Origin of the sequence: Actinomadura luzonensis (genome assembly GCF_022664455.2) — a bacterium.
In the GTDB taxonomy this organism is placed as follows: Bacteria; Actinomycetota; Actinomycetes; order Streptosporangiales; family Streptosporangiaceae; genus Nonomuraea; species Nonomuraea luzonensis.
Window position 1 is genome coordinate 1 of the sequence record NZ_JAKRKC020000001.1, and the last position, 23,815, is coordinate 23,815.

A 23,815-nucleotide genomic window follows, 5' to 3' on the forward strand; every position below is an offset into this window, starting at 1 on the left:
GTGGATCGCGGGGACCAGGATGTGGCTGGGGAAGTCGTCGCCGAGCTGCACGATCAGCTCGGCGAGGTCGGTCTCGTACGCGGTGATGCCCGCGGCGGCCAGCGCCTGGTTGAGCTCGATCTCCTGGGTGGCCATCGACTTGACCTTGACGACCTCGCGCTCGCCGGTGGCCTGGACCAGCTCGGTCACGATGCGGTTGGCCTCGGCGGCGTCGCGCGCCCAGTGGACGGTGCCGCCGGCGTCCTGCACGGCGCGTTCGAGCTGGACCAGGTAGCGGTCGAGGTTGCGGAGCGTGTGGTCCTTGATGGCCTTGCCGGCGGCGCGCAGCTCCGCCCAGTCGGGCAGCTCGCCGACGACGCTCGCGCGCTTGCCGCGGATGGTGTGGGTGGCCTTGCGGAGGTTGTAGCGAAGCTGCGAGTTCTGGACGGCCTGCTGAGAGTTTTTCGGGAAATTTCCGGGCATGCCGAGGAATGTCGCGCTCATTGGCTCTCCTCCGTGGACGCCAGGATCTCCGCCAGGTGCATCGTCCGCACCCCCGTCTTCTGCCGACGCAGCGTGCCGCCGATGTGCATGAGGCACGAGTTGTCGGCCGCGCACAGCACCTCGGCGCCGGTGTCCATGATGTTGCGGGTCTTGTCCGCGCCCATCGCCGCCGAGACCGCCGGGTTCTTCACCGCGAACGTGCCGCCGAACCCGCAGCACTCCTCGGCCCCCGGCAGCGGCACCAGCTCCAGGCCGCGCACGTGGGCGAGCAGCCGGGCCGGGCGGTCGCCGAGGCGCAGGCCGCGCAGCGAGTGGCAGGTCGGGTGGTAGGTGACGCGGTGCGGGAAGTACGCGCCGACGTCCTCGACCTTCAGCACGTCGAGCAGGAACTCCGTCAGCTCGTACACCTTGGGCGCGACCTCGGCGATCGCCGCGGCCCCCTTGCTGCCCGGCCTGGCCAGCTTGGGGTACTGCTCGCGCACCATGGCCGCGCACGAGCCGGACGGGGCCACCACGGCGTCGTACCCGGCGAAGACCTCGGTGAAGTGGCGCGCGAGCCGCACGCCCTCCGCGCGGTAGCCCGTGTTGACGTGCATCTGGCCGCAGCACGTCTGGGCGGCCGGGAAGTCCACCTCGCAGCCGAGCCGGCGCAGCAGGGACACCACGGCCTTGCCGGTGCCGGGGAAGAGCGTGTCGTTCACGCACGTGATGAACAGGGCGACTCGCACGGCTCTCCTCTCGAAAGGTATGGTCTGACCACAATATGGTCAGACCATAGCAGGGAGGTCCGGTTGGACGGCAGTGGGTGGCGTCCGGTGAAGCGCACCCGGACATTTGAGGACGTTCTGGCTCAGATCGAACGGCGGATCGCCGAGGACGGCCTCACCGCCGGCGACCGCCTGCCCGCCGAACGGCAGCTCGCCGAGCAGCTGGGGGTCAGCCGCTCCTCCGTCCGCGAGGCGCTGCGCGTGCTGGAGACGCTGGGCGTGGTGTCCTCCCAGGTCGGCCGCGGCCCGGACGCGGGCGCGGTGCTGACCGCGCGCCCCGACTCGGCGCTGACCGACCTGCTGCGCCTGCACCTCGGCCTGGCCACCCTCGAACTGCGCGAGGTCATCGACACCCGGCACCTGATCGAGCGGTGGGCCGCCGCCCGCGCGGCCGCCGGCCGGGCCGGCACCGAGTCCCTGGCCGCCGCGCTCGCCGGCATGGACGCCGCCCGCTCCGCCGAGGAGTTCGTGGAGCACGACATCGCCTTCCACTGCGCGATCGCCGACGCCTCCGGCAACCGCCTGGTCGCCGCCATCATGCGCTCGCTCAGGGACGCGATGCGCAGGTTCTCGGTCGAGGCGGTCGAACGCCTCGGCGACACCGCGATCCTGCGCGCCGGCCACCTGCGCATCCTGGCCGCCGTCGAGGCGGGCGACCCCGGCGAGGCCGCCGCGGCCGTCTCCGAGCACCTGGCCGACGCCTACCCGGCGCTCTTCCCTCACTGACGCGCGTCGGCCTGCCGGCAGCTCGCCCCCGAGCAGGCCACCAGCGCGTTCAGCCGCGCCTCCAGCCCTGCCATCAGCGTCGCGTCGGCCGCGGAGGCCAGGTTGACCAGCTGGTACGGATCCTTCTGCAGGTCGTAGAGCTGCTTCTCGCCGGTGTCGTAGCGGACGAAGGTGTAGCGCTCGGTGCGCAGCGCCTGGTAGGCGGGCACCGGCGTCTGGCGGGCCGACGAGCGGTTGACGGGCCGGTTGAACTCGATCAGCGCGTTGTGCCGCCACGCCGCCGGCCTGGCCCCCTTGAGCAGCGGCACCAGCGACCGCCCCTCCGCGAACGCGGGCAGCGCGGCCCCGCCCAGCTCGGCGACGGTGGGCGCGAGGTCCACGGTGGCGGCCATCTGGGTGATCGTGGAGCCGCGCCGGACGCCGGGGCCGCGCACCACCAGCGGGACCTTGATCGCCTCCTCGAACGGCGTGGTCTTGCCCTGCGGCAGCCGGTGCGTGCCCAGGTGGAAGCCGTTGTCGGAGGTGAACAGGAGGTAGGTGTCGTCGAGGTGCCCGCTCGCGCGGAGGGCGTCGACGACGGTGCCGACCAGGTCGTCCACGCCGAGCATGGCGCGCAGCCGGGCCCGGTGGCGGCGGTCGACCGCCTCGATCTGCTCCTGCGACAGCGGGAGCCGGCTGCGCAGCCACAGCGGCTCGCGGCTGACGTCGGCCTGGTTGAACGACGGCGTGCGGGGCGCGCTGAGCTGCGGGAACGCCTCCTCGTGCCGCCAGGCGGCGTTGGCCGGGTTGTGCGGCGCGATCGGCGCGAGGTAGAGGAAGAACGGCTTGCCCGAGCTCTCGATGAAGGCGCGGCTCTTGTCGGCGAGCACGTCCGACAGGTAGTCCTCGCGGCCCCAGCCGTGCTCGGTCAGGCCGCCGTTCTCGTTGAGGCGGTAGCCGTACTCCTCGTAGAGGTTGGTGACGGGGACCGCCCATTCGTCCCAGCCGGGCGGCACGTACGTCTCGCCGGCGGTGCGCCCCGGGTAGTGGTTGAGGAACTTGCCCATGAGGGCGGTGCGGTAGCCGGCCGCCTGCATCCACGTGCCGATCGTGGAACGTTCCAGGCCGGAGGTGTGGAACCGGTCGAAGCCGCCCTCGGGCGCGGTGTTGGTCAGCACGCCGTGGCTGTGGACGTACTGGGAGCGCAGGATCGACGCGCGCGACGGGCAGCACCAGGAGTTCGTCACGAAGAACCGGTCGAACGAGGCGCCCTGGCGGACGAGCTGGCGCTGGATGTTCGGGAAGTACGCCAGCGTGCCGGCCTCCAGGTCGTCCACGACGATGAGGACGACGTTCGGCCGGGACGCACTCGCGGCCACCATGGGCTCGGCCGCCGGCAGCAGAAGCAGCAGGAGGCAGGCTACGCGACAGAGACCTTTGAGCACGGACTGTGACTTCCCCGGAAGATCCTCCATTGACACCCGGCCCGGCCGCGGCCGTAATAGAACTTAATTCCGGAGGTGTCACATGAAGCTCGGGCTCCAGTTGGGCTACTGGCAGCGCAACGCCGACGACGCGACCGCATCCGTGCTGGCGGCCGAGCGTCTCGGCTACGACTCGGTGTGGACGGCCGAGGCGTACGGCAGCGACGCGTTCACCCCGCTCGCCTGGTACGGGGCGCGTACCAGCCGCATCAAGCTCGGCACGTCGGTCGCGCAGCTCTCGGCCAGGCCGCCCGTCACGACCGCCATGACCGCCATGACCCTCGACGCGCTCACCGGCGGCCGGCTGATACTCGGCGTCGGCGCCTCCGGGCCGCAGGTGGTGGAGGGCTGGTACGGCCAGCCGTTCGCCCGCCCGCTGGCCAGGACCCGCGAGTACGTCGAGATCATGCGCAAGGTCTGGCGCCGCGAGGAGCCGGTGACCGCCGGTGGCCCCCACTACCCGCTGCCGCTGCCCGGCGGCCTCGGCAAGCCGCTCAAGCTCATCACCCACCCGCTGCGCCCCGACATCCCCGTCTACCTGGGCGCGGAGGGCCCCAGGAACGTCGCCCTGGCCGCCGAGGTCGCCCAGGGCTGGCTGCCGTTGTTCGCCTTCCCCGACAAGATCGAGGAGATGTACGGCGACGCGCTGGCCGGGGCGCCCGCGGGCTTCGAGATCGCCGCCATGGTCACGGTCGTCATCTCCGACGACGTGCGGGCCGCGCTCAACGGCGTCAAGCTCATGCTGGCCCTCTACATCGGCGGCATGGGCGCCCGCCACCGCAACTTCCACGCCGACATCATCGGCCGCATGGGCTACGCCGAGGCCGCCGAGCACATCCAGTCCCTCTACCTCGCCGGCCGCAAGGACGAGGCGTTCCAGGCGATCCCCGACGAGCTGGCCGACGGCATCTCGCTCGTCGGCCCGCCCGGCCGCATCAGGGAGCGCCTGGAGCTGTGGCGCAAGAGCCCGGTGACGAGCCTGCTCGTCATGGGCCCGCGCGACGAGCCCACGCTCAGGCAGGTGCGCGACCTCGTCCTGGGCTAGTCGGGACGCGGGGCGGGGTCGGAGGTGACCGACCTCAGCAGCGGCCTGCTCAGCGCCCCCGCCCCGATCACCCCGCCGAACCCGAGCGCCACGCAGGCCACCAGCGTGACCACCCCGGCCGTGCTCACCCCGCCGATCATGAACGGCGTCGCGCAGAACGCCCCCACCAGGATCGCGCCGCCGCCCATCACCGCCAGCGGGATCAGCGTCTCGGCCCGCCTGGCCCGGTCCAGCACCTCCAGCGGGGTGCCGGCCAGCCGCAGCAGCCCGTACGTCTGCCGCCGGTCCAGCACCGACGAGGCGGCCGTGATGCCCGCGCTGGCGATCGCCACCAGGAACGACACCGCCAGCACCACGACCGTGCCCACGCGCACGTCGGCCAGGATCTGGACGCCGAAGCGCTGCTCGTCGTCCTCCGTCGTCGGGGTGCGACCGGGGACGAGCCCGGCGAGCGCGGTGCGCGCCCGGTCCAGCGTCTCCGCGCCGGGCTCTCCCTGGAACGCGGCCACGACGGTCTGCTTGACGACCTTGACCCCGGCCGGCACCCCGGCCGCCGCCAGCCGCTCGCGGGCCTGCCCGGCGAGCTGCTCCACCTGCCCGGCGGGCGCGAGCACGCGGAGCTGCGGCGGCCCGCCGTCCCCGGCGAACGCCCCGGGGCTGAGCAGGCCGAGGAAGCCCGCCACGAACCCGGTCAGCGCCACCCCGCTCACCGTCCGCCAGGCCGAGCGCGGGTCGTCCACCAGCCGGCGTCCGGCCAGCAGCGGCGCGGGGCCGCGCGCGGTCCGCGCGGTGATCCTGCCGATGAGGCCCACCACCCACGGCCCGGCCAGGTTGAGACAGAGGAAGGCCAGGCCGAGCGCCACGGCGACGATCGCCACGCTCGTCCCCCTGGTCAGCATCGGGAAGGCGGCCAGCACCGCGAGCAGCGCCACCACGCGGACGAACCGCATGCCGGGCGGCGTCTCCCGCTTGGCCACGCCGAGCGGGCTCACCACGACCCGCCGCAGCCCCGCCACCGCCGACAGCCCCACCAGCAGCGGCACCGCCACCAGCACCCCCGCGAGGACGAGCGCGCCGGGGAACAGGTCCGCGACGAACCAGCCGCCGCCCTGGATCGGGATGCCCGCCAGCAGCGGCACCGCCAGCGCGAACACCACCGCCCCGGCCAGCGCGCCCGCCAGCGCGACGAGCACCGCCTCGGCCACCGTCATCCGCACCACCTGGCCCGGCGTCGCGCCGACCAGCCGGAGCGCGGCCAGCCGCCGGTCCCGCCTGGCCACCGTGAGCCGGGCCGCCGCGCCCCCGAACACCAGCAGCGGCACGACCATGAGCACGCTCGCGATGACCGCGAGCACCTTGTACGCCTCGGAGTCCTCGCTCGGCGTGCCGGCCAGGCTCGCGACCTTGACCGGCGGCTTGCCGACGATCCAGTCGTCGCTGCGCCGCGCGGTCATGGCGGGCGCGTCCGGCTCCTGGCCGGTGACCGCGACCAGCTCGCCGGGGAACACGAGGGCCTCGTCGCCGAGCGTGCCGGCGACCTTGGGGTAGCGCGCGCCCAGCTCGGCGGCGGGCAGCTCGCGGACCAGCTCGGCGAGGGCGGGCGACAGCCACGTCTCCCCCGGCCGCGGGAAGCGCGGCAGCCCGGGCGGCGCGGGCACGCCCTCCTTCAACGCGGCGAGGTCCACGACGGTGATCGTCCGGTCGCGCACGTAGTCGAAGCGGGACGCCTCCACCGCGACCGCGTCCCCGGCCGCGGCCGGGACCGGGTTGCGCCAGGCGCCGCGCTCGGCCCTGGCGTCGAAGGCGACGTTCGCGGCCACGGCGAACAGCAGCAGCGCCGTGGAGACGGCCACGGCCCCGAGCGTCAGCCAGGTGCCCAGCAGGCCCTTGCGCCCGCCGCCCCTGAGCAGCCGCCAGGTCAGGTCCAGGTTCACGCCGTCGCCCCGCTCATCGTGACGAGCAGGCCGTCGCGGACCTCGACCGTGCGGTCGCACCAGGCGGCCACGTTCGGGTCGTGGGTGACCACGATCAGCGAGGCGCCGTTGTGCCGGGTCGCCTCGGTCAGCAGCCGCATCGTGTCCTGGCCGGTGCGCTGGTCGAGGGCGCCGGTCGGCTCGTCGGCGAACACCACGGCCGGCCCGGTCACCAGCGCCCTGGCGATCGCCACCCGCTGCGCCTGGCCGCCCGACAGCTCGCCCGGCCGCCGCGTCTCCATGCCCTGGAGGCCGAGCGGCGCGAACCACTCGCGGGCCTGCCGCACCGCCTGCGCCCGCGCGACGCCGCCCAGCATGAGCGGCAGCGCCACGTTCTCCTCGGCGGGCAGCTCGGGCAGGAGCTGGCCGAACTGGAAGACGAAGCCGAAGCGGGAGCGGCGCAGCGCGCTGCGCTTGCGCTCCCCCATGGCGTCGATGCGCTGCCCCAGCAGGTGCACCTCGCCCGCGTCCGGCTTCATGATGCCCGCCAGGCAGTGGAGCAGGGTGGACTTGCCCGATCCGCTCGGGCCCATGATGGCCACGGCCTCGCCGGCCCGTACCGCGATGTCCACGCCGCCGAGGGCGACCGTCTGCCCGAACCGTTTGGCGAGGGCCCGTCCAACAAGCACGTCGTTCATGCCCTCAAGCCTCGCGGCGGGCCCCCTGCGGCGGATCGGCCGTGCGGACATCCCGCCTCGGCCGAACGGCCGATCCTCGGCCGGCCGCCCGCGCCGGTAGTCTTCGGGCGGAGACGTCGTTCGGCACGGAGGCCACACATGGTGCGGTTGGAGCGCGGTTCTGGTCGGCTGTACGGCATGATGCTCGCGCTGGCCGCGGTCGTCCTGCTGGTGGATCAGCTCACCAAGCTCTGGGCGGTCGCCGCGCTGTCCGGCGGCGAGCGCGTCGCGGTGCTCCCGCCGCTGATCCACTTCCGGCTGCTGTACAACGCCGGCGCCGCGTTCTCCCTGGGCACCGGCACGACGTGGGTGTTCGCCCTGACGGCGGCGGCCGCGGTGGCCGGCATCCTCCACGTCGCGCGCCGGCTGGCCTCCCCCGGCTGGGCGCTGGTGCTGGGCGTGCTGCTCGGCGGCGCGGTCTCCCACCTGGGCGACCGGCTGTTCCGCGCACCCGGCTTCGCCCAGGGGCACGTCGTCGACTTCATCGACTACGGCCCGTTCGTGGGCAACGTCGCCGACCTCGCGCTCACCTGCGGATGCGCCGCGATGGTGCTGCTCAGCCTGCGCGGGGTGCCGTTCGCCAGGGTGCCGGAGAGCCGATCTGCCTAGAGTTGGGCCGTGACTATTCGGGTTCTCGTCGCCGACGACCAGCAACTGGTGCGGACCGGCTTTCAGATGATCTTGGACGCGCAGCCGGACATGGAGGTCGTCGCGGCCGTCTCCGACGGGGCCGAGGCGGTGGCCGAGGCGCGCCGGCTGCGCCCCGACGTGTGCCTGCTGGACATCAGGATGCCCAAGCTCGACGGCATCGAGGTGACCCGCATCCTGGCCGGCCCCGGGGTGGACAACCCGCTGCGGGTGGTCATCGTCACGACGTTCGACCTCGACGAGTACGTCTACGGCGCGCTGCGCTCGGGCGCGACCGGCTTCCTGCTGAAGGACAGCGGGCCCACGCTGCTCATCGAGGCGGTGCGGGCCGCGGCGGCCGGTGACGCGCTGGTGTCGCCGTCGGTCACCGTACGGCTGCTGCAGCACCTGTCACAGCCCCGGCGGGCCGCGCCGCCGCCCATGAACGACCCGCTGACCGACCGCGAGCTGGACGTCGTGCGGCTGATCGCGCGGGGGCGCACCAACCAGGAGGTGGCCGCCGAGCTGTTCGTGTCGCTGTCGACGGTCAAGACGCATCTCGGCAGCATCTTCGCCAAACTCGGTGTCCGCAATCGGGTAGAAATCGCAGCTTGGGCGTGGGAATCCGGCGTGGTGAGCTGATTAACGGCGGGGTCCCCGGGATACAAGTGAATCAGAACCACAGCGCATGGCCCGGGGGGAGAACATCGTGCGCTACACCCAGGCACCGCCTACCAGAGCCGCTTCCGCCGTCTACGTCACGCTCTCCGCGCAGGTCTTCTCCCTCGCCGCTCTCGTGGTCTTCGAGCAGGCCCGGGGGCGGCAGCTCGCCGCCCAGCTCGCCGCCTTCGGCGGACGGCCCCAAGGGGCCGCCGCGGAGGCCGTCGTGGGCGCGGTCACCGTGTTCGCGGTGCTGATGATGCTGGTGGCGGGCACCTCGATCGCGGCGGGGGCCGCGTACGTCACGTGGCTGGTGCGGGCCAGGCAGGCCAACGACCGGTCGGCGGCGACCGGGCCGGTGGCGGCGGCCTGGCTCATCCCCGGCCTCAACCTGGTGGCGCCCGCGGTGCTGGTGGACCAGGTGTGGCGGGGCACCCGGCCGCCGGCCGGGCAGCGCGGGCGGTGGCTCGCGCTGCTGACCGGGTGGTGGCTGAGCTGGCTGGCCATGCTCGCGCTGGTCACCGTCCGGCTGCCGCTCGACTCCTCCGCCGACGGGCTGACCGGGGTGGGGGTGCCGGAGCTGCTGTTCGCGGCGCTGGCGGCGATGTCGTGCGCGGGCACCGTACGCGAGCTGACCCGGCTGCAGCAGGCCGCCCGCTCCCCCCTGGCCTCCCTCCGCACCCTGTCCGCCAAACCGCACGACTCCACCCCGATCACCCGCCCCACCTGACCACCCGGCCCGTGCGCGACGGTGACGGGGCGGGTCAGGCGGCGGTGGGGCCGGAGCTGCCGGGGCTGGCGTGCCAGAGGCGGCGGGGCGGGGCCGCGACGGCGGGCGCGAGGTCGGAGTAGGGCGACAGGCGGAAGCCGTTGGCGTACTCGACGGGCCGCCCGCCGACCCCCGCCGGCTCCTCCGGCGTCCGGCGCAGCAGGGCGCGGACCGCGTCGACGCCCCGGGAGCGCCACAGGGCGTCCACGTCGGCGAGGTTCCAGCAGTCGACGGCCCGCAGCGACACCGCCCGCACCCCGGTGCGCCGCACCACTCCCTTGGCCAGCATGAGCCACGACCCGAACACGGTCGAGGCGCAGTGCCCCTGCACCGACTCGAAGAAGGTCAGGTCGATCGGCCCGGTGGAGTCCTCCAGGGTGGTGAAGACGACCCGCTGCCCGGAGCGCACGGCCGGGGTCTGGGTGGCCACCTTGACCCCCGCCACCAGCACCTCCGACCCGTTGCGCTGCCGCAGCAGGTCGCGGGCGCGCACCACGCCGAGCAGGTCGAGCAGCTCGTCGTGGAAGCTGATGACGTGCCGGCTGACGTCGATGCCGAGGATCTCCAGCTCGGCCTCGACCATCTCGGCCTCGGTCATCTCGGGCAGCTCGCCCGGCGGCAGGTGCTCGGTGAACCCCAGCGGGAGCTGGGCGGAGGGCTGCGGGGCGGCGGCGGGCCGGGAGGGGCGGGTGTAGCGCTGGGAGGAGCGCGGCCCGGTCCGCACGCCGCTGTCCGACGACCGTTCGAGCGCGCCGATCCGGGCGATCAGGTCGCGCCTGGTCAGCTCGCCGGGCCGCCAGCGCGGCCCGCCCGGGTGCAGGTCGTGCAGCGCGTCCAGGCCGCCGACCTGGACGATCCGCTCGATGACGGGACGCGAGGGCCGGGCGCGGTCCCAGAAGTCGGCCAGCGACGTGTACGGCTGCCCGGCCACCATCCGCTCGACCTCGGCCTCGCTCACCCCCTTGATCGCCGAGAACGGCACCCGCAGCGCGTACCCCTTGCCGATGTCCTCGGCCCGGAACTCCCGCCGCCGGGGCGGCGCCTCCTCCGGGCCGCCGAGCCGCGCGGGCCGCACCCGCACCGGCACGCGCGGCCCGAGCCGTTCCACCCGCCAGTCCTTGCCGGACTTGTTGATGTCGAGCGGCAGGATCTTCACCCCGCACTGCCGGGCCTCGTCGATGATGACCCGCGCGGGGTACATGCCGGGGTCGTGCGTGAGCACCCCGGCGAAGAACGCCGCCGCGTGGTGCCGTTTCAGCCACGCCGACTGGTACGTGGGCAGCGCGAACGCCGCCGCGTGCGCCTTGCAGAACCCGAACCCGCCGAACGCGTCCAGCACCCGCCAGGCCCGGTCGACGGCCGCGTCGTCGAAGCCGTTGGCCCTGGCCAGCGGCACGAACGTGTTGCGCACCCGCTCGCGCCCCTCCGGCGTGCCGAGGGTGCGCCGCAACATCTCGGCGTAGGACAGGTCGCGCCCGGTCATCACCGAGATGATCTTCAGGACCTGCTCGTGGAACACCACGACGCCGTTCGTCTCGCGCAGCGCCTCGCGCAGCCGCTCGTGCGGGTAGTACGCCTGCCGCCACCCCTGCCGGATCTCCAGGTAGGGGGTGATCATGTCGGAGTTGACCGGCCCGGGCCGGAACAGCGAGATGTCCACGATCAGGTCGTGCATCGCCCGCGGCTCCAGCTTGGCCACCAGCTCCCGCTGCCCCGGCGACTCGATCTGGAAGCAGCCGATCGTGCGGGCGGCGCAGATCATGTCGTAGGTCTCCTGGTCGTCGTGCGGGACGTACTGCGCCTCCGGGTCGTCGCCGCGCTGGGTGTCGAGCTCGACGGTGACGCCGTCCACGCGCTCGATCTCGCCCAGCGCGTACGCCAGCGCCGACTGCATCCGCACGCCGAGCACGTCCAGCTTGAGCAGCCCGGCCTCCTCCACGTCGTCCTTGTCGAACTGCGACATGGGGAACTCCAGCAGGCTGCGCTCGACCGGCGTCCGGTCGAGGAGGCCGGCGTTGCCGATGAGCACCCCGCACGGGTGCAGCGCGATGTGCCTGGGCAGCCCGTCGAGCTTCTCCGCCAGCCGGAACACCCGGTCGAGCCCGGCGTCGCCGAGCCGGCTGCCGCGCAGCTCCGGCAGGTCGTCCAGGGACGCGGTGATCTGCCTGGCCCGGATGTGCGGGAACGCCTTGGCGATCGTGTCGATCTCGTGCGGCGGCAGGCCCATCGCGCCCGCGACGTCGCGGATGGCGCTGCGCGCCCGGTAGGTCTCCATCATGGACACGCAGGCCACCCGGTCCTCGCCGTACCGGTCGAAGATCGCCTTGTAGCAGTCGAGGCGGCGGGCGGACTCGACGTCCACGTCGATGTCGGGCAGCCCGACGCGGCCCTCGGACAGGAAGCGCTCCATGAGCAGGCCGTGCTCCATCGGGTTGATCTCGCCGATGCCGATCAGGTAGTTGACCAGGCTGCCCGCGCCCGAGCCGCGGATGGCGCAGCGCACGCCCATGCCGCGGATCATGTCGGTGATGCCGGCCACCGCGATGAAGTAGCCGGACAGCCGCTTGCGCTCGATGATCGCCAGCTCCTCCCTGAGCCGGTCGCGGGCGCCGGCGTCGCGGTCGAGGCCGCGGCGGAGCAGGCCGTCCTCGACGCGGTGGCGCAGCAGCGGCACGGGGTCGCGGCCGATCTCGGGCAGGTGCAGGTCGGGCGGGCTGTTGCGGAGCGCGAGCAGCCGCAGCGGGTCCATCGCGCACGCCTCGGCCAGCCGCCGGGTGGTCAGCAGCAGCCGCCCCACCCGCGCCTGGTCGGCGCCGCAGACCTTGGCCGCCACCTGCCACATCTCCTTGGTGCCCTTGAGGTAGGCGTGCGAGGTCGTGCGCTCCAGGTGACGCGGGTGCAGGGGGACGAGCTGGCGGGCCGCGTCGAGCACGTCGCCCACCTGGTGGTCGGCCGGGTCGAGGTAGCGCACCGCGTTGGTGAGCACGGCGGGCACGCCCATGGACTCGGCCAGGCCGAGCATGCGCACGGCGGTGGTGGCGTCGCGGAAGCCGTACTGGTCGACCAGCTCGATCACCACGCCGGGCACCGCGGCCCGCCACCGGCCGAGCAGCGTCCGCGCGTGCTCGTCGCGCCGCTCGGCGACGGCGCGGCCCACGTCGGAACGGGGGCCGAGCAGCACGACGAGCCCGTCGTCGGCGCCGAACCCGTGGTCGCCGCCCTGCCCGCCGCCGGGCCCGCCGGCCCAGGCGCCGATCAGCTCGCGGGTGACCTGGGGCTTGCCGCGCTCGCCGGCCCGGTGGGCGGCGGTGACCAGGCGGGCGAGCCGCGACCAGCCCTCGCCGCGGGCCAGCACGGTCACGCGGTCCTCGGCGTCGGGCCCGGTGCGGGGGCGCGACGGGCGCATGCCGGGCACCGGGCCCGACGGCGGGGCCTCCAGCGCCAGGTTGACGCCGACGACCGGGGCGATCCCGGCGTCCGCGCACGCCTGGACATGCTTGATCACGCCGTAGAGGCCGTCGCGGTCGGCCAGGGCCAGGATGTCCATGCCGAACTCGGCGGCGCGGCGGGCGAGGGCCTGGGGGAAGGCGGTGCCGTACCGCATGGAGTACGCCGAGCACACGTTGAGGTGCGGGAACGGCGGCGCCATCAGTCCCACGCCCTCAGCAGCAGCCAGCCGTTGCTGGCGGTGTCGTAGCGCAGCTCGTACGAGCCCACCTCGCGGCCGGGCCCGGCCTCCACGCGCCAGAACTGGCGTTCGCCCGGATCGCCCTCGTTCGTCTTCCACCACTCGCGCGCGACCACCCAGTGGTCGAGGACGCGGCGGACGAGGTGGAGCCGGTCGCGCCAGACGAACTGGATGGGCTCCCCGTCCCTCGTCCACACCTCTATCGGATCGCCATAGAGTCTGCTCAAGACGCTTCTCCCCGCGGCTCTGGTCGTGTTCGTGAGCCACCCGGGGGAAGGCGGGCGCTATGAATCGAACATATGTTCTCCGGCCGCGGAACGCAAGTCGAGCGCCTGCCGCACGAGCGGGTTCGCGCCGATCGAGTTGCGGATGCTGAAGGCCACGCTGCCTGCGCGGTAACGGTCGTCGGAGGACTCCACCGGGCGGCCCTCGTGGGTCGTCGTGACGCGGCGCTGGCGCAGCAGCGGGCTGCCCCGGCGCACGCCCAGCAGGCGGGCGTCCTGGGCGCCGGCGGCGACCGCGTCGATCAGGTGCTCGCCGTAGGCGAAGACGAGCCCGACGGCCTCGTACAGGGCCTCGGTGACCGACTCGCAGTCGGCGGGCAGCGCCTCGACGGCCGGGGCCACCCATCCGGCGTACACCGTCCGCTCGACGAGCACCGGCTCGCCCTCCAGCGTGCGCAGCCGCAGCACCTCCAGCACCTCCTCCCCGCCCAGCCGGGCCGACTCGGCGGCGCTCGCCGGGCGGCGGCGCTGCCCGACCACTTGGCCGCCGAAGCGGTGGCCGCCGGCGCGCGCCCACTGCGCGAAGCTGTGCAGCTCGGCGAAGCTCTGGCTGCGCGCCGCGCCGAGCACGATCCGCCTGGCGCCCTGCCGCGAGCCCACCAGCCCCTCGGCGACCAGCACGGCCACCGCCTGGCGCACGGTGCCGCGCGCCGCGCCGTACCGCTCGGCCAGCTCGGCCTCGCTCGGGAGCTGGGAGCCGACCGGGTGCGCGCCGGAGAGGATGCCCTCCCGCAGGTCATCGGCAATCAGTTCATAGCGCGCAACCACCGCCGCTCCCTCCCATTCACGAAAGAGCAACATTCATGCGACTTACTGGTGCTCGCTTGTTTGTACAAGTTCCCCTAGTTTCATGCCATACCCCCAGCACAGTGGAGGCGTCGTGTTCTCACCTCGCGCCCGCGCGGCCGGAGTCGCCGCGATCCTGACCCTAGTGACCACGGCAGTAACCGCGGCGTGCGGCGCCGCCCCCGGCACCCGGCAGACCACCCAGGCGTCGCAGGGCGGGGCGAACGCCGCCACCGCCACCTCCGCCGCCGACCTCGGCGGGCTGGACAAGCTCGTCGAGGCCGCGAAGAAGGAAGGCACCCTGCACGTCATCGCCCTGCCGCCGGACTGGGCGAACTACGGCGAGATCATCGAGAAGTTCCAGGCCAAGTACGGCATCAAGATCGAGAGCGAGACCCCCGACGCGGCCAGCGCCGACGAGATCAACGCCGTCAAGACCCGCAAGGGCCAGGACCGCGCCCCCGACGTGCTCGACCTCGGCCAGTCGTTCGCGATCAGCGGCGCGGCCGAGGGGCTGTTCGCGCCGTACAAGGTGCAGGCGTTCGGCAAGATCCCCGAGGGCCAGAAGGAGGCCACCGGCCTCTGGGTCAACGACTACGGCGGCTACGTGTCGATCGGCTGCGACGCCAAGAAGATCACCACCTGCCCCACGAGCTTCAAGGACCTGCTCAAGCCCGAGTACAAGGGCAAGGTCGCGATGAACGGCAACCCGACCAAGGCCGGCTCGGCCTTCGCCGGCGTGTACGCCGCCGCGCTCGCGAGCGGCGGCTCCTTCGACGACATCCAGCCCGGCATCGACTTCTTCAAGAAGCTCAAGGACGCCGGCAACTACAACCCGGTCGAGACCACCCCCGCCACCATCGAGAAGGGCGAGACCCAGATCAGCATCGACTGGGACTACAACAACGCCGCCTACGCCCCCCAGATGGCCGACAAGGGCATCGACTGGAAGGTGAACGTGCCCTCCGACGGCAGGTACTTCCAGATGTACGCCCAGGCGATCAACAAGGACGCCCCGCACCCGGCCGCCGCCCGCCTCTGGCAGGAGTACCTCTACAGCGCCGAGGGCCAGAACCTGTTCCTCAAGGGCTTCGCCCGTCCCGTGCTGCTGCCCGCCATGACCGCCGACGGCACCGTGGACCAGGCCCTCGCCGGCAAGCTGCCCCAGGTCGAGGGCGAGCCGACGTTCCCCACCAGCCAGCAGGTCGACGCGGCCAAGGCCAAGCTGGCGAGCGGCTGGGACGCCGCGATCTCGGGATGAGCCGCTCCCTCACGGGCGGCCGGCCGGGAGCCCGGTCGCGGGGATGGCTGGGGGCGCTGCCGCTGCTGGCGTTCTTCGCGCTCGTCTTCGGCGTCCCCGCCGCCGCGCTGGCGGCGGGGGCGTTCACCGCGCAGGGGCGGCCGAGCCTGGACAACCTGGCGCTGAGCCTGCGCGGCGGCTACCTGACCGCCCTGCTCGGCAGCGTGAAGCTGTCGGCGGTGGTGGCGCTGGCCGGGGCCGTGCTCGGCACGTTCCTCGCCCACGCCGTCGTGACCTCGCGCTTCCGGCTGCTGCGCGAGGCGGTGCTGACCGCCTCCGGCGTGCTCGCCAACTTCGGCGGGGTGCCGCTGGCGTTCTTCTGGATCGCCACGCTCGGCAACTCCGGCGTGGTCAGCGGGCTGGTCGGGCTGCCGTCGGGCTCGCTGTACACGTTCTGGGGGCTCGCCGTGGTCTACCTGTACTTCTCGATCCCGCTGATGGTGCTGGCCATGGCGCCGGCGCTGGACGGGCTGCGCCCGCAGTGGCGGGAGGCGGCGGCCAACAACGGGGCCACGGCCTGGCACTACTGGCGGTACGTGGGGCTTCCGGTGCTGGCCCCGGCCATGCTGGGCGGGGTGGTGCTGCTGTTCGGCTCGGCCTTCTCCGCCTACGCCACCGCCAACGCCATGGTCGGCACCGTCGTGCCGCTCGTCACCCTCAAGATCGCCGCCGCGCTCACCGGCGACGTGCTGATCGGCTACGAGAACATCGCGCTCGCCCTCAGCCTCGACATGATCGTGGTGGCCGGCCTGGTGATGGCGATCTACCTGCCGCTGCAGAGGAGGACGTCGCGATGGCTGCACTGACCGGGCTGGAGCCGGTCGCCGCCGCCCCCGCCCGCGCGCCCCGGGCCCGGGTCTGGCGCGGGGCCGTGTTCCTGGTGGCCGGGCTCTACTTCCTGGTGCCGCTCGGGGCCTCGCTCTGGTACACGCTCCACTCGCCCGCGGCCGGGGTGTCGTTCGCGCCGTACGCCGAGCTGCTGACCGCCGAGGGGTTCGCCCGCTCGCTGCTGCTGTCGCTGGGGCTCGCGGCGGCCACCATCGCCGTGGTGCTGCTGCTGGCGCTGCCGGCGATGCTCGCGGCGCGGCTGTTCGCGCCGCGGCTGCGGCCGGTCCTGGAGGTGTTGTGCACGCTGCCGCTGGTGGTGCCGCCGATCACGTTCGTGGCGGGGCTGGCGACGTCGCTGCGGACCGGGACCGAGGTGCTGGCGCCGACGCCGTTCTGGGCCACGATCATCGCGGTGCAGGACCCGGGGTTCCCGGTCGTGCTGGTGCTGGCGTACGTGGTGCTGGTGCTGCCGTTCGTGTACCGGTCGCTGGACGCGGGACTGCGCACGATGGACGTGCGCACGCTCGTGGAGGCGGCCCGCAACCTGGGCGCCTCGTGGCCGTACGTGCTGTTCCGGGTGGTCGTGCCCAACCTGCGCTCGGCGCTCGCCAGCGCGTCGTTCCTGACGCTGGCGCTGGTGCTGGGCGAGTACACCGTCGCGAGCCTGCTGGGGTACGAGCCGTTCGCGGTGTGGATCGTGACCGTCTCCGGGTCGCGCGGGCAGCTCTCGGTGGCCGTGTCCATCCTCAGCCTGCTCATCATCTGGCTGCTCCTGCTGGCCGTGTCCACCGTCTTCGGTAGGGAGAGGAAATCATGAGCGGGTCGGCCTCGGTCGAGTTCAGGGGGCTGCGGCGGGTCTTCGGGCGGACGGTCGCGCTCGACGGCCTCGACCTCGTCATCGCGCCCGGCGAGTTCGTCGCCCTGCTCGGGCCGTCGGGCTGCGGCAAGACGACCGCGCTGCGGTGCGTGGCCGGGTTCGAGCGGCCCGACTCCGGCGCGGTGCTCGTGGACGGCAGGGACATCACCGGCGTGCCGGCCAGCAAACGCGACGCCGGCATGGTCTTCCAGTCGTACTCGCTGTTCCCCAACCTGAACGCCCGCGACAACGTCGCCTTCGGCCTGCGCGTGCGCAAGGTGCCCACCGCCACCCGGCGGGCCCGCGCGGACGAGCTGCTGGAGCTGGTCGGCCTGCCCCAGCACGCCGACCGCTACCCGCACCAGCTGTCCGGCGGGCAGCAGCAGCGGGTCGCGCTGGCCCGCGCGCTCGCGCTGGAACCGCGCGTGCTGCTGCTGGACGAGCCCCTGTCGGCGCTGGACGCCAAGGTGCGCGTCACGCTGCGCGAGGAGATCCGGCGGCTCCAGCTCGGCCTCGGCATCACCACGATCTTCGTCACGCACGACCAGGAGGAGGCGCTGTCGGTCGCCGACCGGGTGGCGGTGCTGCGGGACGGGCGGCTGGAGCAGGTGGGGGCGCCCGCCGAGGTGTACGACCGGCCCGCCACGCCGTTCGTCGCGGAGTTCGTCGGCACCATGAACCACCTGGCGGGGCGGATGGACGGAGACCGGGTGCGGGTGCTGGGCCGGCTCCTGCCCGTGGACGGGCCCGCGCCAGGACCCGGTCCGGCGGAGGTGGACGTGCTGGTCCGGCCGGAGGCGGTCCAGGTGACGCCGCTCGCCGCGGGCGGGACCGACGAGGACGGGGACGGCGGGGACGGGGACGGGGGCGAGGTCGCCGAGGTGATCGCGGCCTCCTTCCGCGGCGCGTCCGTCCGCCTGCGGCTCGCCGTGGCCGGCGGCGAGGTGCTGGCCGACGTGCCCGGGCACGAGGCGGTCCGGCTCGGCCCTGGGACGCGCGTCGCGGTGCGGCTCGTGGAACGTCCCGTGCTGGTGGCGGCCCGCACGGTCACGGCGCCCTCCCCCGTCGTGGCCGCCGATGCGGTCTGACCCCGACGCCGTCCTGCTGGACCTGGACGGGACGCTGGTCGACACCGAGGGGCTGTGGTGGGAGGCGGCCGCCGCCGTCGCCGCGTCCCTCGGGCGGCGGCTGACCCGGGCCGACGTCCCGCACGTCCTCGGCCGCACCGCCGCCGACACCGCCGCCCACCTCCTCCCTGGCCCGGCCCCGGACGGCGCCGGGGCGCTGGCCGAGCGGCTGATCGACGACTACGCCGCGCGCCTCGCCGGCGACGTGCCCGTGATGCCGGGCGCGCACGCCCTCCTCACCGGCCTGGCCGCCGCCGCCATCCCGACCGCCCTGGTCAGCGCCTCCCCGCGCCGCGTGGTCGACCTGCTGCTCCCCCGCCTGCGCCACGCGTTCCACCTGGTCATCACGGACGAGGACACGACGCGCGGCAAGCCCCACCCGGACCCGTACCTGGAGGCCGCCCGCCGCCTCGGCGCGGCCCCGGGCCGCTGCGTCGCCATCGAGGACAGCCCGGCCGGCGTCGCGGCGGCCACCGCGGCGAGCTGCCGGGTGCTGGTCGCCGGCCCGTCGGGGCTGCCGTCGCTGGCCCGCGTGCGGGCCTGCCTGGCCGACGGGGCCGGGTGATCGTCCCTGCCGGGAGCAGGGCGGTGTCGGTAAGCTTGCGCGGCGTGAACCACGGTCGAACCTCCCACGTCGGGCGCTACAGGCTGCTGAGCGTGCTGGGGCGGGGCGGCATGGGCACGGTGCACCTCGCCGAGGACCCGACCGGGCAGCGGGTCGCCGTCAAGGTCATCAACCCCGAGCTGACCCAGCACGAGCAGTTCCGCATGCGTTTCCGCAGGGAGGCCGACGCCGCGCGCCGGGTGCGCAGGTTCTGCACGGCGGCGGTGCTGGAGGCCGCGCTCGACGGCGACCAGCTCTACGTCGTCACCGAGTACGTGCCCGGCCCCAACCTGGAGCAGGCGGTACGCGCGTCGGGCCCGCTGCGCGGCTCCAGCCTGGACGCGCTCGCCGTCAGCGTGGCGACCGCGCTGACCGCCATCCACGCGGCCGGGGTCGTGCACCGCGACCTCAAGCCGTCGAACGTGCTGCTGTCCCCCGTCGGCCCGCGGGTGATCGACTTCGGCATCGCGCGCGCCCTCGACACGCTCGGCGGCGTCACCGGCACCGGCGAACTGGTGGGCACGCCCCGGTACATGGCGCCCGAGGTGCTGCGGGGCGAGCCGGTCTCGCCGGCCTGCGACGTGTTCTCGTGGGGGTGCCTGGTGGCGTTCGCGGCGAGCGGGCGGGCGCCGTTCGGCGGCGACACCCTGCCCGCCATCGTCTACCAGGTGCTCAACACCGAGCCCGGCCTCGACGACGTCGAACCCGGGCTGCGCGAGCTGGTCCGGGCCGCTCTCCGCAAGGACCCCGCCGCGCGCCCGACCGCCCAGCAGCTCCTCGACCACCTGGTCGGCCGGCCGGCCGCCGGGCCCGAGCAGGTGTCGCGGACCGTCCAGGCGACGTGGCAGCACGCGGACGGGCCGTTCGCGCCCGCCACGCGGCCCGGCCCGGCCGGCGGCGCGCGGCGCGCGAAGCTGTACGCCGGGCTCGCGGGCGGCGCCGCGCTGCTCGCCGCGGCCGGCGTCGCGGCGTGGGCGCTGCTGTCGCCGAGCGGGCCGCCCGACCTCGACGTCCTGTACGCCGAGGACTTCACGCAGACCTCCGGCGGCTGGAACGGCACCTACGACCCCGACTCCTCGGCCAGTTACGGCTACCGGACGGACGGGACGTACGGGCTGGACGTGGAGCACGGCGGCCAGGAGGAACGCCGGGAGAACGCCCCCGTCCCCTTCCTGGTCGCCACGCCGACCACGACGCCCGACCCGTCGGCCGAGCCCACGCCGATGCTGCCCGCCTCGGTCGTCATCGGCGTCACCGCCGAGGTCAAGAAGGCGTCCGGCGCGGGCGAGTACGGCCTGTACTGCCACGACACGGACGACGACGACACCTACTACGAGTTCGCGCTCGACACCGCCGGCAAAGCCAGGATCCGGCGCGTCGTGGACGGCGCCGGCGGTACCCTCGCCCAGCCGGTGCAGGTGGACGGGCTGCCCGGCAAAGCGGCCAGGATCGTCGCCTCCTGCGAGCAGTCCGGGACGGCGGTGCGGCTCACGCTGTGGGTGAACGGCGAGCGGGTGCACCAGGTGGAGGACCCGAACGGGATCGGCAGCGGGACGCTCGGAGTGTTCGCCCGGACGACGAAGGCCGAGGGGTCGCTGCTGCGGACCACGTTCGACGACTTCGAGCTACGCGGCCCCAAGCCCAACTCCTGACCCCGCCCCTCCCGCCTCGCGCCCTCACGCCCCTCTTCGACGTGCGCCCTTTTGACGTGCGCCCTCTCGACGTGCGCCCTCTCGACGTGGTCCGCTCACCGCTCCCTCCCCCCTCCCCTCAAGCCGGGTCCGCGACGTCACAGGACGCCGGCGCGGGCGGCGGCCAGGGCGGCGTCCGCAGCACGGTCGGCGTCGCGCTCGCTGACCGGCTCGTGCGCCACGAACAGCCGGTAGTAGACGGGGGCGACCGCGACCCGCACCACTTCCCGCACGTCCACCATGTCGGGCAGCTCCCCCCGCGCGACCGCCCGCCGCACGACCTCGGCCGACTGCTCGTGCCGCGCCACGAAGAACTGGTGCAGCGCCCGCGCCGCGGTCTCGTTCTGCATGGCGGCCGCGACGAACGCCGACGACACCGGCCCCAGCTCGGGGTCGTCGAAGCCGGAGCGTACGAGCTGGACGACCCCTCGCAGGTCGCCCTCGACGGTGCCGGTGTCGGGGATCGGCCAGGGCTCGTCCTTGGCCAGCTCCAGCGCGTCGGAGATCAGCCCCTCCACGTTGCCCCAGCGCCGGTAGACGGTGGTCTTGTGCACGCCGGAACGTTCGGCGACCCGCTCGACCGTCAGCCCGGTGTACCCGTGCTCGGCCAGCTCGGCCAGGGTCGCCTGCCGTACGGCGTCGCGCACCCGCGCGCTGCGCCCTCCCGGGCGCTTGCTGCTGCCAGCTTCCAAAGACTACTCCAGTTGCGTTTGCTTCCCCGACTGTGGCAAGCTAAAGCTACCTGAGTAGCGATTGGAGTTCCATCCTGATCCACCTTCGAGGCGTTTCCCGGTCGTACGGCGAGCATGTCGTCCTCGACGACGTGACGGTGTCGGTGAAGGCGGGCGAGCGCGCAGGCGTCGTCGGCGAGAACGGTTCGGGCAAGTCCACCCTGCTCCGGCTCCTGGCGGGCGTCGAACGCCCCGACGACGGCGAGATCACCGTGGGCGACGGCGACGTCCGGGCCCCCCTTGACGTGGGGTACCTCGGCCAGACCCTCGACCTGCCGCCCACCCACACCGTCCAGCAGGCGGTGGACGCCGCCCTCGCCGGTCTCCGCGCCATCGAGCACCGCATGCGCGCCCTGGAGTCGTCCCTGTCCGACGCCTCCACCCGCGACGACGCCACCGCGCCGTCCGGCCACGACACCGCGGCCGCGCTGGCCGAGTACGGCGACCTGCAGACGCTGTACGAGGCCCGCGGCGGCTACGAGGCCGACGCCCGGATGGACAAGGCGTTCCACGGTCTCGGCCTGGCCCACGTCACCCGCGACCGCGTCCTGGGCAGCCTGTCCGGCGGCGAGCAGGCCCGGCTGGCGCTGGCCTGCGTGCTGGCCGCCGCCCCCCGTCTCCTGCTCCTCGACGAGCCCACCAACCACCTCGACGAGGCGGCGCTGACCTGGCTCGAGGGCCGCCTCCGCGAGCACCGCGGCACCGTCGTCGTGGTCTCCCACGACCGCGTCTTCCTCGACCGCGTCGCCACCGCCGTCCTCGAGGTGGAAGGCGCGGCCGTCACCCGCTTCGGCGGCGGCTACCGCGGTTTCCTGGCCGCCAAGGCCGCCGCGCGGGCGCGCTGGGAGCAGTCCTACGCCGACTGGTGCGAGGAGGTGCGCCAGGTGCGCGAGCACGCCGCCACCACCGCCCACCGCGTCGCCGCCGGCGGCCTGATGCGCGACAACAACAAGATGGCCTACGACCGCAACGCGGGCCGCGTGCAGAGCTCGATCTCCAGCCGGGTCCGCAACGCCCACGAGCGGCTGCGCCGCCTCCTGGCCGACCCGGTCCCCCGCCCGCCGTCCCCGCTCCGCTTCCGCGGCGCCTTCACCCACTCGACCCCGGACCAGCCCGCGACGTCCCCGGCCCACCCGGCCCCAGGTCAGCGCACGACGTCCCCCGCCCACCCGGCCCCAGGTCAGCCCACGACGTCCCGCACCCACCCCGCACCGCTGGTCGAGCTCCGCGACCTCCGGATCGCCGGCGGCCGCCTGCGCATCGACCACCTGGCCCTCGCCCCCGGCGAGCGGCTGCTCGTCCGCGGCCCGAACGGCGCGGGCAAGTCCACGCTGCTGCGCGCGCTCGCCGAGCAGGCCGCCCGCGACCACATCAAGGTCGGCCACCTCCCCCAGGAGGTGACCTTCGATCCCGGCCGCACCGTCCTCGACGCCTACGGGCACGGCCACCCCGACGAACGCGAGGCCGCCCTGCTCGACACCGGGCTCTTCGCCCCGCACACGCTCACCCAGAAGACCGGCCACCTGTCGGTCGGGCAGCGGCGCCGGCTCGCGCTGGCCCGCCTGCTGGCCGGCGAGCACGACCTGCTCCTCCTCGACGAGCCGACCAACCACCTCTCGCCGCTCCTGGCCGAGGAGCTGGAGCAGGCACTCGACCACTACCACGGCACGCTCGTCGTGGTGTCGCACGACCGCGCGCTCACCCGCCGCTTCCGCGGCGAGCACCTACACCTCTCGGGGGGACGCACATGTTGACCAAGATCGACGCTGGCACGCCGTACGGGATCACGACCGGCCCGGACGGGGCGCTCTGGTTCACCCTCGTGCACCAGGGCCGCATCGGGCGCCTCCAACCCGGCGGCACGCCCGTGATCCACCAGCTCGACCCGGCGGACGGCCAGCCGACCGTGATCACGCCGGGCCCCGACGGGGCGATGTGGTTCGCGGAGGGCAAGGGGGGCCGCATCGGCCGCATCACCGCCGACGGGCAGGTGACCTCCTTCCCTGCCGACTCCCCGTTCGGCGTCGCCGCGGGGCTCGACGGCGCCATGTGGTTCACCGAGATGCAGCCCGGCCGTATCGGGCGCATCGGCCCGGACGGCGAGCGCTCCGCCTTCGAGATCCCGCTGGACGGCGGCATGCCCGCCTTCATCACCTCCGGGCCGGACGACGCGTTGTGGTTCACCCTCAACCAGGGCAACGCCATCGGCCGCGTCTCCCTGACCGGTGAGATCACCCTTCACCCGCTGCCCACCGAGGGCGCCGCACCGGTGGGGATCACGCTCGGGCCGGACGGGGCGCTGTGGTTCGTGGAGATCGGCGCCGGGCAGGTCGGCCGCATCGACACCAGCGGCAAGATCGACGAGTACCCGCTCCCCGACCGGGCCTCCCGGCCGCACGCGATCGTCGCCGGTCCCGGTGACACCCTGTGGTTCACGCTGTGGGGCACCGACCGCGTCGGCCGCCTCACCGTTCGGGACGGCGCGATCCAGGAGTTCCCGCTCACGTCGTCCGAGGAAGGGCGGGTGGAGCCGCACGGGCTCACGGTCGGTCCCGATGGCGGGGTCTGGGTCGCACTCGAAGCAGGCGCGCTGGCCCGCCTCGCCACCGCCTGACCACACCCGCCCGGCTTCCTGCCACCGGTCCCCACTCCTGACCACCCCGGACGATGACAATCCGAACGGCTGAGGCCACCGCCCCTCACACCACCCCCTCACATCACCGCCCCACG

22 protein-coding genes are annotated in these 23,815 nt (G+C 73.9%); 13 read left to right on the top strand and 9 right to left on the bottom strand.

Features of this window, described 5'->3' with window-relative positions; genetic code table 11:
• Both MF672_RS00005 and MF672_RS00010 read right to left on the bottom strand, forming a co-directional pair.
• Positions 1–483: LUD domain-containing protein (locus MF672_RS00005; RefSeq protein ID WP_247815113.1), on the bottom strand; the 483-nt coding region annotated here is incomplete at its 3' end.
• Complete coding sequence (locus MF672_RS00010) at positions 480–1,211, bottom strand: (Fe-S)-binding protein (RefSeq protein WP_242375726.1); 732 nt, start codon at positions 1,209–1,211, stop codon at positions 480–482. The genes MF672_RS00005 and MF672_RS00010, both read right to left, overlap by 4 nt.
• 87 nt (positions 1,212–1,298) lie before the next feature.
• On the opposite strand from MF672_RS00010, the gene MF672_RS00015 reads away from it, so the two are divergent.
• Positions 1,299–1,976 carry a FadR/GntR family transcriptional regulator gene (locus MF672_RS00015; protein ID WP_242375727.1) on the top strand — a complete coding sequence of 226 codons (678 nt, stop codon included), beginning with the start codon at positions 1,299–1,301 and terminating at the stop codon, positions 1,974–1,976.
• On the opposite strand, the gene MF672_RS00020 is transcribed toward MF672_RS00015, so the two are convergent.
• On the bottom strand, positions 1,970–3,337 hold the full coding sequence (locus MF672_RS00020) for a sulfatase family protein (protein WP_242375728.1): 1,368 nt from the start codon (positions 3,335–3,337) through the stop codon (positions 1,970–1,972). The two genes, MF672_RS00015 and MF672_RS00020, sit on opposite strands and share 7 nt — an antisense overlap.
• Positions 3,338–3,482: 145 nt before the next feature.
• On the opposite strand from MF672_RS00020, the gene MF672_RS00025 reads away from it, so the two are divergent.
• Positions 3,483–4,484: an LLM class F420-dependent oxidoreductase gene (locus tag MF672_RS00025; RefSeq protein WP_242375729.1), complete on the top strand. Its 1,002-nt coding sequence runs from the start codon at positions 3,483–3,485 to the stop codon at positions 4,482–4,484.
• On the opposite strand, the gene MF672_RS00030 is transcribed toward MF672_RS00025, so the two are convergent.
• On the bottom strand, positions 4,481–6,418 hold the full coding sequence (locus MF672_RS00030; protein WP_242375730.1) for an FtsX-like permease family protein: 1,938 nt from the start codon (positions 6,416–6,418) through the stop codon (positions 4,481–4,483). The two genes, MF672_RS00025 and MF672_RS00030, sit on opposite strands and share 4 nt — an antisense overlap.
• The gene (locus MF672_RS00035; RefSeq protein ID WP_242375731.1) at positions 6,415–7,095 is read right to left on the bottom strand and encodes an ABC transporter ATP-binding protein; all 681 of its coding nucleotides are present in this window, start codon (positions 7,093–7,095) and stop codon (positions 6,415–6,417) included. The genes MF672_RS00030 and MF672_RS00035 overlap by 4 nt, the downstream gene beginning before the upstream one ends.
• Positions 7,096–7,233: 138 nt before the next feature.
• Between MF672_RS00035 and MF672_RS00040 the strand changes: the two genes are divergently transcribed.
• The 3 genes from MF672_RS00040 to MF672_RS00050 all read left to right on the top strand — a co-directional run bounded on the left by MF672_RS00040 (position 7,234) and on the right by MF672_RS00050 (position 9,151).
• The gene (locus MF672_RS00040) at positions 7,234–7,743 is read left to right on the top strand and encodes a signal peptidase II (protein ID WP_242375732.1); all 510 of its coding nucleotides are present in this window, start codon (positions 7,234–7,236) and stop codon (positions 7,741–7,743) included.
• A 9-nt stretch (positions 7,744–7,752) separates the two neighbouring features.
• Positions 7,753–8,403 carry a response regulator gene (locus MF672_RS00045; RefSeq protein ID WP_242375733.1) on the top strand — a complete coding sequence of 217 codons (651 nt, stop codon included), beginning with the start codon at positions 7,753–7,755 and terminating at the stop codon, positions 8,401–8,403.
• Between the two features lie 67 nt (positions 8,404–8,470).
• Positions 8,471–9,151, top strand: a complete 681-nt coding sequence (locus tag MF672_RS00050; RefSeq protein ID WP_242375734.1) for a DUF4328 domain-containing protein — start codon at positions 8,471–8,473, stop codon at positions 9,149–9,151.
• Positions 9,152–9,185: 34 nt separating this feature from the next.
• Here the strand turns inward: MF672_RS00050 and MF672_RS00055 are convergent, their stop codons facing one another.
• Genes MF672_RS00055 through MF672_RS00065 form a run of 3 tightly spaced genes read right to left on the bottom strand, consistent with a single transcriptional unit; the run spans position 9,186 to position 13,930 of the window.
• Positions 9,186–12,839 carry a DNA polymerase III subunit alpha gene (locus tag MF672_RS00055; RefSeq protein ID WP_242375735.1) on the bottom strand — a complete coding sequence of 1,218 codons (3,654 nt, stop codon included), beginning with the start codon at positions 12,837–12,839 and terminating at the stop codon, positions 9,186–9,188.
• A complete protein-coding gene (locus tag MF672_RS00060; RefSeq protein ID WP_242375736.1) occupies positions 12,839–13,105 on the bottom strand; it encodes a DUF6504 family protein in 267 nt (88 codons plus the stop codon). Before MF672_RS00060 ends, MF672_RS00055 begins: the two co-directional genes overlap by 1 nt.
• 57 nt (positions 13,106–13,162) lie before the next feature.
• Positions 13,163–13,930: a GntR family transcriptional regulator gene (locus MF672_RS00065; RefSeq protein WP_242375737.1), complete on the bottom strand. Its 768-nt coding sequence runs from the start codon at positions 13,928–13,930 to the stop codon at positions 13,163–13,165.
• Between the two features lie 163 nt (positions 13,931–14,093).
• Between MF672_RS00065 and MF672_RS00070 the strand changes: the two genes are divergently transcribed.
• Genes MF672_RS00070 through MF672_RS00095 form a run of 6 tightly spaced genes read left to right on the top strand, consistent with a single transcriptional unit; the run spans position 14,094 to position 20,315 of the window.
• Entirely contained in the window at positions 14,094–15,209 is a 1,116-nt protein-coding gene (locus MF672_RS00070; protein WP_242375738.1) for an ABC transporter substrate-binding protein, read from the top strand.
• Positions 15,206–16,054: an ABC transporter permease gene (locus tag MF672_RS00075; protein WP_242375739.1), complete on the top strand. Its 849-nt coding sequence runs from the start codon at positions 15,206–15,208 to the stop codon at positions 16,052–16,054. The genes MF672_RS00070 and MF672_RS00075 overlap by 4 nt, the downstream gene beginning before the upstream one ends.
• The gene (locus tag MF672_RS00080; RefSeq protein WP_242375740.1) at positions 16,042–16,893 is read left to right on the top strand and encodes an ABC transporter permease; all 852 of its coding nucleotides are present in this window, start codon (positions 16,042–16,044) and stop codon (positions 16,891–16,893) included. The genes MF672_RS00075 and MF672_RS00080 overlap by 13 nt, the downstream gene beginning before the upstream one ends.
• Positions 16,890–18,020 (top strand): ABC transporter ATP-binding protein, encoded by a 1,131-nt coding sequence (locus MF672_RS00085; RefSeq protein WP_242375741.1) that lies wholly within the window; start codon positions 16,890–16,892, stop codon positions 18,018–18,020. The genes MF672_RS00080 and MF672_RS00085 overlap by 4 nt, the downstream gene beginning before the upstream one ends.
• Positions 18,010–18,624, top strand: a complete 615-nt coding sequence (locus tag MF672_RS00090) for an HAD family hydrolase (protein ID WP_242375742.1) — start codon at positions 18,010–18,012, stop codon at positions 18,622–18,624. Before MF672_RS00085 ends, MF672_RS00090 begins: the two co-directional genes overlap by 11 nt.
• A gap of 44 nt (positions 18,625–18,668) precedes the next feature.
• Positions 18,669–20,315, top strand: a complete 1,647-nt coding sequence (locus MF672_RS00095; RefSeq protein WP_247815114.1) for a serine/threonine-protein kinase — start codon at positions 18,669–18,671, stop codon at positions 20,313–20,315.
• Between the two features lie 137 nt (positions 20,316–20,452).
• On the opposite strand, the gene MF672_RS00100 is transcribed toward MF672_RS00095, so the two are convergent.
• Complete coding sequence (locus MF672_RS00100; RefSeq protein ID WP_242381180.1) at positions 20,453–21,046, bottom strand: TetR/AcrR family transcriptional regulator; 594 nt, start codon at positions 21,044–21,046, stop codon at positions 20,453–20,455.
• A gap of 131 nt (positions 21,047–21,177) precedes the next feature.
• On the opposite strand from MF672_RS00100, the gene MF672_RS00105 reads away from it, so the two are divergent.
• Together MF672_RS00105 and MF672_RS00110 are read left to right on the top strand one after the other, a co-directional pair.
• Complete coding sequence (locus MF672_RS00105) at positions 21,178–22,839, top strand: ABC-F family ATP-binding cassette domain-containing protein (RefSeq protein ID WP_242381179.1); 1,662 nt, start codon at positions 21,178–21,180, stop codon at positions 22,837–22,839.
• Positions 22,833–23,699 (top strand): Vgb family protein, encoded by an 867-nt coding sequence (locus MF672_RS00110; protein ID WP_242381178.1) that lies wholly within the window; start codon positions 22,833–22,835, stop codon positions 23,697–23,699. Before MF672_RS00105 ends, MF672_RS00110 begins: the two co-directional genes overlap by 7 nt.
• The last annotated feature ends 116 nt before the right edge of the window (positions 23,700–23,815 follow it).